Annotated in this window: 11 protein-coding genes and 2 tRNA genes; 11 read left to right on the top strand and 2 right to left on the bottom strand. The window is 29.0% G+C overall.

Annotated features, from left to right (window positions below; genetic code table 11):
- The first annotated feature begins 488 nt into the window (after positions 1-488).
- The 6 genes from MAEO_RS03700 to MAEO_RS03725 all read left to right on the top strand — a co-directional run bounded on the left by MAEO_RS03700 (position 489) and on the right by MAEO_RS03725 (position 3,628).
- Positions 489-791, top strand: coding sequence for a UPF0058 family protein (locus MAEO_RS03700; RefSeq protein ID WP_011973457.1), 303 nt, complete (start codon positions 489-491; stop codon positions 789-791).
- A gap of 18 nt (positions 792-809) precedes the next feature.
- The gene (locus MAEO_RS03705) at positions 810-1,997 is read left to right on the top strand and encodes a cation:proton antiporter (protein WP_011973458.1); all 1,188 of its coding nucleotides are present in this window, start codon (positions 810-812) and stop codon (positions 1,995-1,997) included.
- Between the two features lie 313 nt (positions 1,998-2,310).
- The gene (pyrH, locus tag MAEO_RS03710) at positions 2,311-2,988 is read left to right on the top strand and encodes a UMP kinase (RefSeq protein ID WP_011973459.1); all 678 of its coding nucleotides are present in this window, start codon (positions 2,311-2,313) and stop codon (positions 2,986-2,988) included.
- Positions 2,989-2,996: 8 nt separating this feature from the next.
- Positions 2,997-3,185, top strand: coding sequence for a DUF2116 family Zn-ribbon domain-containing protein (locus MAEO_RS03715; protein ID WP_011973460.1), 189 nt, complete (start codon positions 2,997-2,999; stop codon positions 3,183-3,185).
- A gap of 217 nt (positions 3,186-3,402) precedes the next feature.
- Positions 3,403-3,478 (top strand) — tRNA-Met (locus tag MAEO_RS03720).
- A 74-nt stretch (positions 3,479-3,552) separates the two neighbouring features.
- Positions 3,553-3,628: transfer RNA gene (locus MAEO_RS03725), tRNA-Met, on the top strand.
- Between the two features lie 150 nt (positions 3,629-3,778).
- Here the strand turns inward: MAEO_RS03725 and MAEO_RS03730 are convergent.
- Positions 3,779-5,950, bottom strand: coding sequence for a tetratricopeptide repeat protein (locus MAEO_RS03730; RefSeq protein ID WP_011973461.1), 2,172 nt, complete (start codon positions 5,948-5,950; stop codon positions 3,779-3,781).
- 265 nt (positions 5,951-6,215) lie between these two features.
- Between MAEO_RS03730 and MAEO_RS03735 the strand changes: the two genes are divergently transcribed.
- Positions 6,216-7,565, top strand: a complete 1,350-nt coding sequence (locus MAEO_RS03735; RefSeq protein WP_011973462.1) for an NAD(P)/FAD-dependent oxidoreductase — start codon at positions 6,216-6,218, stop codon at positions 7,563-7,565.
- Positions 7,566-7,649: 84 nt separating this feature from the next.
- Positions 7,650-7,829, top strand: a complete 180-nt coding sequence (locus MAEO_RS03740; RefSeq protein ID WP_011973463.1) for a hypothetical protein — start codon at positions 7,650-7,652, stop codon at positions 7,827-7,829.
- A 108-nt stretch (positions 7,830-7,937) separates the two neighbouring features.
- Here MAEO_RS03740 and mer read toward each other — a convergent pair whose 3' ends face one another.
- Positions 7,938-8,909 (bottom strand): 5,10-methylenetetrahydromethanopterin reductase, encoded by a 972-nt coding sequence (gene mer, locus MAEO_RS03745; RefSeq protein ID WP_011973464.1) that lies wholly within the window; start codon positions 8,907-8,909, stop codon positions 7,938-7,940.
- A 641-nt stretch (positions 8,910-9,550) separates the two neighbouring features.
- Between mer and cofH the strand changes: the two genes are divergently transcribed.
- From cofH to MAEO_RS03760, 3 genes are all read left to right on the top strand, one after another.
- The gene (gene cofH / locus MAEO_RS03750) at positions 9,551-10,639 is read left to right on the top strand and encodes a 5-amino-6-(D-ribitylamino)uracil--L-tyrosine 4-hydroxyphenyl transferase CofH (protein WP_011973465.1); all 1,089 of its coding nucleotides are present in this window, start codon (positions 9,551-9,553) and stop codon (positions 10,637-10,639) included.
- A 23-nt stretch (positions 10,640-10,662) separates the two neighbouring features.
- On the top strand, positions 10,663-11,139 hold the full coding sequence (locus MAEO_RS03755; protein WP_011973466.1) for an RNA-binding protein: 477 nt from the start codon (positions 10,663-10,665) through the stop codon (positions 11,137-11,139).
- Positions 11,140-11,206: 67 nt separating this feature from the next.
- Complete coding sequence (locus tag MAEO_RS03760; RefSeq protein WP_011973467.1) at positions 11,207-11,833, top strand: HemK2/MTQ2 family protein methyltransferase; 627 nt, start codon at positions 11,207-11,209, stop codon at positions 11,831-11,833.
- Positions 11,834-11,836: the final 3 nt, after the last annotated feature.

Here is an 11,836-nt window from a genome sequence, read left to right on the forward strand (position 1 = left end):
TGTTATGTCAAAACATGGAGCTCCCGGTATAATAATAAATCCCAAATCAATATCACATTTATGTATTGTAGTTGCAATTAATTAATATTTTAAGACCTAGGAATTATAATAATGTCAACATCTTGCGTTATATTGTATTGACATAAAGGTTATTATTATAGTATTAATAACCATTGTAGTGTATGGCCCTTATTTTGGACATACATACGCGTAATTATTGTAGATTTACCGCTCCATATATATGAACAAACTATTGAATACCCCATAATTTCCTGAAAACTGCGTTTTCAGAGGATTTACGAGGCCGTAGTTAGTAAAGAAATCCGAAAGAATTTCTTCTGATTTTATTAGCTTTGTTGAAAATATACTTAATCAGCATAATTAACACTTAAAAGTTTATATTTCCTTGATTATTTTGGACGAATAAAAAACATATAATTGTCTATTTAATATAGCTAAACTCCTTAAATTTAATATTCGGTGATTACATGCAGAAGGATGAGCTCATCCAACTACATCAGATTTTGGTATATATGAGAAAAGACCTAAATAATAAATTTGGAAATACTATTGAAAAATATTTCGAAAATTACGATAATTTAAAAATATTTCCCCATCATATCCACAGAACAAAAGCAGAACATGTTTATGCCATATTTTTATTAGCTAGTAGTATAGCAAAAATACTATCAGAACATGGCGATGTTCCCAGAAGTGTTTCAAGTAGGTTAAAAGACACAAGTGATAAGATAGAGCGGGAAATTATCCGAAAAAAGAGGAAAATATCTTAATCTGCAAAGGGGGAAATCGTGGATGAATATTTTATGTTTTTTATAATAATATCATGTATATTGTTAATCCCAGAAATACTAAAAAAATTCAATATCCCTGGCATCACTTCCGTAATGTTGGCTGGTATTATTATAGGCCCATATGGAATTGGACTAGTTAAATTGGATGCAGCATTAGAAATATTCGCAATGTTTGGAGCAATATTTTTAATGTTTTTAGCCGGAATGGAATTAGACAATAAAACATTAAAAGAAGAATTTAAAAATTCAACATTTATAGCATTTTCTTCGTTAATTTTACCTGCTATTGGAGGATATGCCATAGGAAAACTTTTTGGATTAAATACCATTGGGGCCCTACTATATGCAGCAATATTTTCGTCCCATTCTATTGGAATAATATATAGTTTAATGGATGAATTGAATATGATAAAATCACGGTTTGGAACCACGGCATTAAGTGCTACAATTCTTGTTGATTTGTTTAGTTTGATAGCTTTATCTGCAATAATAAAAATGAGCTCTGCAACTCAAAATTTAGATATAGTATATTTCATATTGATGGTATTTGGATATATTATTTCTCTTTTAATATTCATACCATTTATTTCAAAAATAATATTCAAAAAATTTGCTAAATTGCATGTGCAAAAAATACATTTCGTATTATTTATAATATTTATATCAATACTTGCGGGAGAATATATCGGCCTACATCCAATAATTGGGGCGTTTATAACTGGAATTGCAGTTTCAGAAGCGTTATCAAAAGAAGAACATGATAAACTATTAAATAATAATTTAAATGCAATAGGTTATGGTTTCTTTATACCGATATTTTTCCTTACGCTGGGCATGACGACAGATATTAGTGTATTATATGATTTAAACAATATATGGTTAATATTGGCAACAATAATAACAGCATCGGTTTTAAAAATAGGTTCTGGATATACATCTTTCAGAATATTGAAATATGACAAGATAAAAAGTTTATGTGGTGGGTTATTGACCATGCCCAAAATATCTGCATCATTAGTTGCTGCATCTGTTGGACTTGAACTTGGAATTTTATCACGAGAATTTTTCGTGGCAATAGTGGTTTTATCAATTCTTAGCTCCATGATAACCCCAATTTTTGTAAAAAACCTCGTAGTTAAAAATAGTTCGGCATTTGTGGACAAATGCAACGAGGAAAAGCGATAAAACGACAAGAAAATTAAAACATCTTTAAATAATAATATATACATAAAAAATACACAAATATATATTATATATTTATAATATTTTTTTCTATTCAAAGAACATTTAAAAACACAATTACAACAATAAATTATTTAAAATACAGATAATTATTTTTTATAGTAAACATAGATAACCTTTTTAAACACATACCCACTACAAATTAGTGGCACTTATTTATATATAATATCTATAACTATATCATTAAAATATTCTAATGAACTTAATGAATATAACAATACAATTATATTTTAAACAAAATAATAAAGGAGATATGATGAAAATAGTTTTTGCATTAGGTGGTTCTGTATTAATGCCTAAAGAAGGGGCATCGGTAGATAAAATAAAAGAATATGCTGATGTGTTTAAAAAAATGAAGGATGAAAATAATGAAATATGTATTGTGGTCGGAGGAGGAAACACGGCACGGACTTACATTTCTGTTGCAAGAGAATTTGCAAATGAATCATTTTGTGATGAAATTGGAATACTTGCCACAAGAATGAATAGTATGTTGTTAATATCTGCACTAGATAATTATGCCGTTAAAAAAGTGCCTGAAAATTTCAAGGATGCGGAAATAATATTAAATTTAAATAAAATTGTGGTAATGGGGGGAACACATCCAGCACATACAACAGATGCTGTTGCGGCATCACTTGCGGAATATATTGATGCCGATATGCTTGTAGTAGCTACAAATGTAGATGGAGTATATGATAAAGACCCGCGAAAACATGCTGATGCTAAAAAAATAAAACAATTAACTACAAAAGAATTATTAAATATTACTGGTTCAGCGTCAATTGAAGCAGGGAGCTCCACGATTATTGACCCATTGGCATCAAAAATTATCGACAGGGCAAAATTAAAAACCATTGTTATTGAGGGAGCTCCCGAAGAGATTTTAAAAATACTAAATAATACCCACAGCGGAACAATAATAAATCCATAGGTGATAATATGGCAGTAGAAAAACATAGCCATTGTATAATGTGCGGAGTATCAATTCCGCCAGATGAAATATTATGCTCCGAAAAATGTAGGGAAGCATATACTAAAAAGAGAAAAAAAATGATTAGAACTCAGCAAATATATTTATTAATTGTATTTGCCGTAATTGCAATATTCATATTAACAAAATTCTTTTAATTTATAGTGAATCAACAGTTAGATGTCCTTTAATGGTCAAAAACATAGGAATTTATGTTAATTATTTAATAAATAAAGTATAATTTAGTAATTTAACAGGCAGGCATCAAGCCAAAAGTCCATTGATTTACTATATTATGGTTGTTGTATTTATCCCCACGATACCACAACCTTTATATATTGCCTCCTCCATCTTTACTGTGCGAGTAAGATAATTAGCGAGGTAGGGTAGCCAGGCCCATCCCGCCGGGCTCATAACCCGGAGATCCGAAGTTCGAATCTTCGCCTCGCTATTTTTTTATGTAATGTAAGAATTATTAATTTAAATATATTATTTATCCATTTTTGCCATATGAATAAATTAATTAGCGAGGTAGGGTAGCCAGGCCCATCCCGCCGGGCTCATAACCCGGAGATCCGAAGTTCGAATCTTCGCCTCGCTATTTTTTTATACAACATAATAACCATAAATTTAAATCTATAATTTATTAAAAATCCATATAATAAAATCTATATAATATCGAATATGTCCCAATTGACAATTATAGGTTTATTTTTGGATATTGCCTAAAATAAAGTAGTGAAATTTTCATTTAAAAATTATTAATATATTTATCTTCCAGATATGTTAAATATGTTGAATAATGTTGAAGTGCAATATCATAATTTTCCATATTGAATTCAATATTCTCCCTATTTTCAAATGATTTTAAATTGTCAATTTTTTGGATTTTTTCCATAATTTGTATATCTGATGGATTATACTCCATAACTTTTTGATAATATGAAATAGATTCCGCATATTTTTTATTATTGTATAACCCATTCCCTTTTTCGATGTATTTTATTATTTTATTATTTTTTTCTATTTCATCAGCATATTGGCCATTGGTTAAATTATTTAATTTAATATATTCTTTTAAAGATAAAGTATAATTTCCATTTTTATATTTTTGTTCAGCTATTTCAACTGATTCAATAATTTCTGATAAAGTATTTATTTTATCAATAATATCTTCTTTATTGTTGTCTGCATACATTTGTGCTTTTTTATAATATTCTATTGCAGAGTAGTAATTTTTATTAGATAGTGCTTTATTTGCAATTTTGACATTCTCATTATACACCATCAACCCATTGAATTCTATCTTTTCCTTTAATTCCTCATTTTTAAAAATTTCATGAGCACAATTATAATATAAATGTGCTTTTTCATATGCATTATGGAGGCACAATCTATCTCCTTTCTTAATTAATTTTAAATACTTCTTTATTTTTTCACAATTTGATTTAGCTTCTTTATCTGCGGGACATATTGATAAAATCATATTAAATATATTTAATGCGGTTTTGTACCTATTTTCATTAATGGCATCATATCCCTCATTCATTAGATTTTTAATTTTATCAATAAATGTCCTACATAAATCAATTTTATCGATTATCTCTTTATTTTTGGGCTCAATCTTTAATATATCGCCATATATTACAGTGGCTTTTTGATAATCGCCAAAATTATATAATTCATCCCCTTTATTTTTTAATCTATCTATATCGTCCAATATTTTTTCACAATATTCTGCCCCTTTCATACCTTCTATATTATTGGGCTCAATCTTTAAAATTTTATTATATATTGCATAGGCTCGAGTATATTCTTTGCAATTTAATAAATTAGTCCCATTATTTAGTAATAAGTTAATTTTATCGATATTTTCATTGCACTTTTTTACTTTATATTTTATATCTTTATCATTTGGCATTAATGTCAATAATTGATTATAATAATTCAGAGCATTTTGATAATTACCCAATTTCAATTCATTATCGCCATTTTCTTTTAATTCCAAGCATTTGCTAAATAATTCTATATTATTATTTAATTCATCATGCTCTTTTTTACTAAATTCCATATTAAGTTCTTTTATTTTTAAAAAATTGCATAATGCCAACCCATAATTAAATTCACTAATTGCATTAATTCCTTCTTCATTATATATTTCATATACTATCTTTTTAAGTCCACATATCTCATTTAAAGCCCCTTCATCATATGGATAGGCATCCAAAATTTCTCGATATATATTATATGCAAGTTCATATTCTCCCTTATTTTGTAATTTTTCCCCCCTTTGCCTCAATATTTCTATTCTATTTAGTTCCCTCCGTATATCTCCCAATACATCATGAATATCCATATCACATGGACATAACTCCAATAATTCACTGTATGCATCTATTGTATCATGATATCTTTTAGAATTGTATAATTCATCGCATTTCTGTTTCAACAATTTAATTTTTTTGATTATGTCATTAAGTTCATTAACTTTATGTACATATTTCTCGTCGTCCGGATTTAATTTTAATATTTTTTTGTAGTTATCTACTGCCAAATTATATCTATAAGTCTTGTAAAATAAATCCCCCTTCTGTATCCATTTTATAATATTATTGATACGATATTCCATATATTTTATTTTTTGGTCTTTTGGATTCAGTTGAATTATATTTTTACATAATGGGATACATTTTTCATAATCTCCGTTTTGATAGTTTAGAGAAATATCCTTATATAGACATATAATTTTATTAGATGCCTCTATTTTTAATTTAGCAGTTTTATTGGTTGGATTTATAGATATAGCTTCTAAATATTTATCAATAGCTTCTAAATATTTGCCTTTAAAATATAATTTATTTCCCTCATTAACTAAATCTTTATCTTTTCCCAGCACAGTATGAATAATATTTTTAATGAACATATTTTCCCTTTTTATATTGCATTGTTAATATATAAAAAAATGAATATATTTGTTGAAATTAGCTATTTTAATAATATCTTGTCAATTTATCGATATTACATAACATACCACAATAATAATAAAACATGAAAATTATTGTTAGATGGATATGGATGTTTAATATATTAATTATTTGCACAAATATTATATATAATGGGGCCTACAAAGATATCAATATATTAATACCATTATTATTTCTATATATTTTATTTTATAAGGTGAATTAATGAGAACTATAATAATAGGAAGTGGTGCTGCTGGACTCACTACTGCATCTACGATAAGAAGATACGATAAAGAAATGGAAATAACCGTAATAACAATGGATAAATATATAGCATATTCCCCATGTGCTATACCTTATGCAATATGTGGCGAAATTCCATCATTTGACGATATAATAATGCACACACCAGAAGAATATAAAAAAAATAGATTAATTGATGTAATCACTGAATCCGAAGTATTAACAGTTAATTCAGAAAATAATAATATAACATATAAGGATAGCAATGGCAAAATAAATGAATTATCATATGATAACCTGGTAATAGCAACAGGCGGTTCCTCGTTTATTCCTCCTATTGAGGGCATAGATTTAGAGGGGGTATTCAAACTAAGAACAATTGAAGACGGAATGAAAATAAAAGAATATGCTGAAAATTCGAAAAGTGCCGTAGTTGCAGGTGCAGGAGCTATTGGATTAGAAATGGCATATGCCTTAAAAGTTATGGGTCTTGATGTGGTTGTAATTGAAATGGCTCCGCAAGTGCTTCCAAGAGCATTAGATATTGACATGGCTGAAACCGTTAAAAAATATTTGGAAGATATTGGCATAAAATTCATAATTGGAAAACCATTGGCAAAAATAATTGGAGAGGATAAGGTTAGAGCAATATATGCCGACGATAGAGAGATTGATACAGACATGATTATATTGGCAACAGGAGTTAGATCAAATACGGAGCTCGCTAAAATGGCGGGCTGTGAAGTAGGAAGATGGGCAATAAAGGTAAATGAAAAAATGGAGACTTCAATACCTAATATATATGCTGTTGGAGATTGTGTCGAAGTTAAGGATTTTATAACTGGGCAGACAACTCTTTCGCCATTTGGAACCACAGCAGTTAGGCAAGGTAAAGTTGCAGGTAAAAATATTGTAGGAATTGAAGCTAAATTTAATCCAGTCTTAAATGCCATGGTATCAAAAATAGGAGATATTGAAATGGCTGGAACTGGTATGAGTGAGCTCGGTGCTCACCAAAATAGGCTCAAAGTAGTAGTTGGAAAATCAAAGGCACTAACCAGAGCAAGATACTACCCAGATGGAAAATTAATAGAAGTTAAATTAATATGCGATAATAACAAGCACATTGTCGGATGCCAGATTGTAGGGGGCGAACGAGTTGCTGAAAGAGTAGACGCCATTTCAATAGCTATTGTAAATCATATGACTTGTAAAGAGCTCGCAGATATGGAATTCTGCTATGCGCCCCCTGTTTCGATGGTAATTGATCCATTAGCTCTTGCAGCTGAAAATGCATGCGATAAATTTAAAAAGATTAAAAAGGAATAAAAATATATTATTATTTGTTTAATAATATATTAATAACAATTAATTATATTCAATAAATAAAGAAAAAATTAAAAAGGGGATATTATGGATATGGAAATGCTTGTTGGATTAATCGATATCATCGAACAAAAAGGAGTGGGAATTCAACTATCCGTAGAAGGTCAAAAAACCGTTGAAATAACAATAAATGATAAAAAAATAGATATTAATATAACAAATCCTTCAAAAATAGGGGATTTAATAAAAGAATTAAATCTAAAATAAATAATATTAACTATCATTTATCTTATTTTATTTTTATTTAGATTATCAAAATTATTTTAAAAAATTATTTTAAAAACAAAAAAATTAAAAGATAAATCCGTTAAAAGATTATAAATCTTTAACTGCTGGAACAACTTTTTTACCGATTAATTTAATGCTGGTGTCTTTGTTTGGTCCAATTGGGGAACCTGCAACAATTTGTGTTACTCCCATTTTTCCAAGAGCTGCTATTTTTTCAACTACTTCATCAGGTGTTCCGTATAAGGAGAATGCTTCTAACATTGTATCATCTACTGTTCCAAATGCTGTTCCGAAGTCTCCTTTTTTCAATGCTGCACTAATTGTTGCTACTTTTTCTTGGTCAATTCCATGCCTTTCTAAAACCATTGGTGGCGAACCTGCTGCAATGAAAGCTACAACTGGGCTTGCTGCTCCTTTTGCTTTATCTGCGTTTTTATCAACTGACATACAAGCATAAGCTGCAACATCTACTTCATCCATGCTTCTTCCTGCTGCTTCTGCCCCTTTTCTAATTAATGGAACTGCTGCTTCGAAGTCTTTTGGATTTGATGCGTTAATTAATACACCATCTGAAATCATACCTGCTGTTTCAAGCATTTTTGGTCCTTGAGCTCCCATGTAAATTGGGATTTTTGTTGATGGCTTAATTGCTAAAACTGCTCCTTCTTCTAATCTTTCTCCATCCATTAAAGCTTTCATATCTGCAATAGCTTTTTTAATTGTGGATACAGGTTTTGTCCATTCAATTCCCAAAGCATCAAATGTAGCTTTATCTCCGGGACCTATTCCTAAAACAGCTCTTCCTGTTGATACTTCGTCCAATGTAATCATTGCTGATGCTGTAACAGCTGGGCTTCTTACATAGGGGTTGGTTACACCAGGTCCTATTTTAATTTTGTTTGTAGCTGCTGCGATTGCTGTTAATGCCATATATACATTTCTGTTGTTGTAGTGGTCTGTAATCCAGCAGTATTCAAATCCATTATCTTCTGCCAATTTTACATAGTAACTTAATTTTGTTATGGGTTCATTAGGAACAAATTCAATACCAAATTTCATTTTTTCACCTTGGTTTTAAATTATTTATGGCAGTGAAGCAACCCTTAAATGAGACTTAAAATTTATTCATATTATGCCATAATATTTATGTATTATTATGGTATTTATTATCCGATTATTGTTGGGCATTATGCTTCAATATACGATATTATATATTTTGTTCATCATTATATATATTTGCCATCGAACACAAATAGAAAAGTATATATATCATTGCATGATGCTGTAATTTTTAAAATACCCATTAATTAATGTAATATGGGATATAACTTAAATTAATAGTATTATTTTTATGTTATGGTTGTAATAGAGGTATTAAATATTATGTATAGTTAATTTTAAAATATTTTGTTCATCACATCAAAGATGCGGACCAGAAAATCTGAAGGATTTTATTTATAGTTCGTTCGGGAACTTTTTACATGCCATAATATTATGGAATTGTATAGTCAATCTTCGGTCTTTTTCACTAAACTGTCTCAAAATCGCAAAGCGATTTTTACGACCTCAAAATTCCATAGGAATTTTTACGATAGGATAGATAAGGGACAGATATATTGAAGATTAACTATATTATTGTAAGGGAGCTCCCAGGCATACTATTATATATACACATACAATTATTATCATTTGGTGATTTAATGGATTTTGATAGTTATGCGGATAATTACAGCAAAAGTATCTCAAAAAAACAATGTTTAGAATTATTTGAAGATAATGAAAATCTTTTTAATATTTTGAATTGTGCAAATAAAATCAATAAAAAAATAAACGGAAACACCATAACATATGTTGTAAATAGAAATATTAATTTTACAAATATTTGTGTGGGAGATTGTAAATTTTGTGCCTTTAAGGTTGATGAAAACCATAACGATGCCTATTTTATTAATCCAAAAGAAATTGGAAAAAAAGCTTTTGAGGCAAAAAAATTGGGATGCACAGAGGTATGTATTCAGGGCGGACTACGCAATAATATAGATGTGGAGCTCCAATCCAACATATTAAAAGAAGTTTGTTCTGCCACAAAACCACTTGGAGGAATACATATTCATGCGTTTTCGCCCATGGAAGTAAAATTTGCATCCGAAAATTCTGGATTAGACATTAAAGAAGCACTAATGATATTAAAAGAAAACGGATTAAACACAATGCCGGGAACTGCTGCGGAAATATTGGATGACAATATTAGGGCCGAATTATGTCCTTCGAAATTATCTACCAAGGAATGGATAAAAATAGTAAAAACAGCACATAAAGTAGGAATTAAAACAACTTCTACTATGATGTATGGACATATTGAGGAATATAAACACATTGTAAATCATTTATTTATTTTAAAAGAAATTCAGGAAGAAACTGGCGGAATTACGGAATTTGTACCACTTAGTTTTATGCATAAAATGGCACCAATATATTATGAAGGAAATGCAAGAGGAGGGAGCTCCGGGATTGAAGATTTAAAAGTTTATGCCATTAGTAGAATGTTATTTGGAGATACTATTAAAAATATTCAAGTTTCTTGGGTTAAATTGGGAATTAAATTGGCACAAATGGGATTAAAATGCGGTGCAAATGACTTTGGGGGGACACTTATGGAAGAAAATATTTCAAAATCAGCCGGTGCAAGTTATGGAACTTATATGGGTGCCGAAGAAATTAGAAATGTTATAAATGCCATTGGTGGAGCTCCCAGAGAAAGAGATACATTTTATAATATTTTAGAGTAAATAAAATAAAAACAGGTGAAAAATTGGAAATAAAAAGAAGATACTGCCTAAATAAAAAAGAAATAAAAAAATTAAAAGAAGAACTAAATAATATATTTGAAAAAGAAATAATACCAAATAAAGCAAATATAGAAATAGCGATAACAGAAGATTATGAAATGGTTTTAGCAAATAACGAACCAATAGCATTTAAAATAAATAATAAAGTATATCCTACCTTAAAAACAATATTAAAACACAATTTAAACAGTGGTAAAGTTGTTGTAGACATGGGAGCTCTGAGATTTATAGCAAATGGTGCCGATGTTATGGCTCCTGGCATAGTAGATGCGGATGAGGAAATAAAAGAAGGAGATATAATTTTTGTAGTTGATGAAAACCACAATAAACCATTATGTGTTGGTATTGCTTTAATGGATGGCAAAAGCATGAAAGAATCAAATAAAGGCAAAGCAATAAACACTATTCATTATATTGGGGACGATGTTTGGAACTTTTAAAAATAAAAATATTAGTAATATAAATGAAGTAATATAAATAAAAATAAATTAAAAAATAAGGAATACAATGGAAAAAAATCCCACAATTAAAATAAAAGATATAACTATAAAAATTCACCCAAAAGTTTATGAACCTGCGGAAGATAGCGAATTATTAATAAATAATTTAACAGAAGTCAAAAATAAATCAGTTTTAGATGTCGGAACAGGGACAGGGATTCAGGCAATAAATGCAAAGAAGCAGGGGGCTAAAAAAGTAATTGGAATAGATATAAATCCTTATGCCATAGAAACAGCAATAGAAAATATAAAATTAAATAAATTAGATGCCAACAAAATATCATTTATTGAAAGCGATTTGTTTAATAGTATAAAGACAGAATATAAATTTGATGTAATTTTATTTAATGCCCCTTATCTCCCTACAACAGAGGAGGAAAAATTAGAAAAATACTTAAATTATGCCTTTGATGGCGGTATTGATGGAAGAAAGGTATTGGACAGATTTATTAAAGAAGTATCTAATTATTTAAAAGAAAATGGAGTAATTCAAATAGTGCAATCTTCATTAACCGGGGAGGAAAAAACCATCGAGTTATTAAAAAAATATGGATTTAAGGCAGAAAAAACAGCATCAATGAAATTTCCATATGAAGAACTACAAATAATAACAGGTTGGAAAAATGGAAAATAAAAA

The organism is Methanococcus aeolicus Nankai-3, from assembly GCF_000017185.1.
Taxonomy (GTDB): domain Archaea; phylum AGJL01; class Methanococci; order Methanococcales; family Methanococcaceae; genus Methanofervidicoccus; species Methanofervidicoccus aeolicus.

Coding starts and splice junctions, on each gene's coding strand:
- MAEO_RS03700 (WP_011973457.1), top strand. CDS start 489: ATGCAGAAGGATGAGCTCATCCAACTACATCAGATTTTGGTATATATG.
- pyrH (WP_011973459.1), top strand. CDS start 2,311: ATGAAAATAGTTTTTGCATTAGGTGGTTCTGTATTAATGCCTAAAGAA.
- MAEO_RS03715 (WP_011973460.1), top strand. CDS start 2,997: ATGGCAGTAGAAAAACATAGCCATTGTATAATGTGCGGAGTATCAATT.
- MAEO_RS03730 (WP_011973461.1), bottom strand. CDS start 5,950: ATGTTCATTAAAAATATTATTCATACTGTGCTGGGAAAAGATAAAGAT.
- MAEO_RS03735 (WP_011973462.1), top strand. CDS start 6,216: ATGAGAACTATAATAATAGGAAGTGGTGCTGCTGGACTCACTACTGCA.
- MAEO_RS03740 (WP_011973463.1), top strand. CDS start 7,650: ATGGATATGGAAATGCTTGTTGGATTAATCGATATCATCGAACAAAAA.
- mer (WP_011973464.1), bottom strand. CDS start 8,909: ATGAAATTTGGTATTGAATTTGTTCCTAATGAACCCATAACAAAATTA.
- cofH (WP_011973465.1), top strand. CDS start 9,551: ATGGATTTTGATAGTTATGCGGATAATTACAGCAAAAGTATCTCAAAA.
- MAEO_RS03760 (WP_011973467.1), top strand. CDS start 11,207: ATGGAAAAAAATCCCACAATTAAAATAAAAGATATAACTATAAAAATT.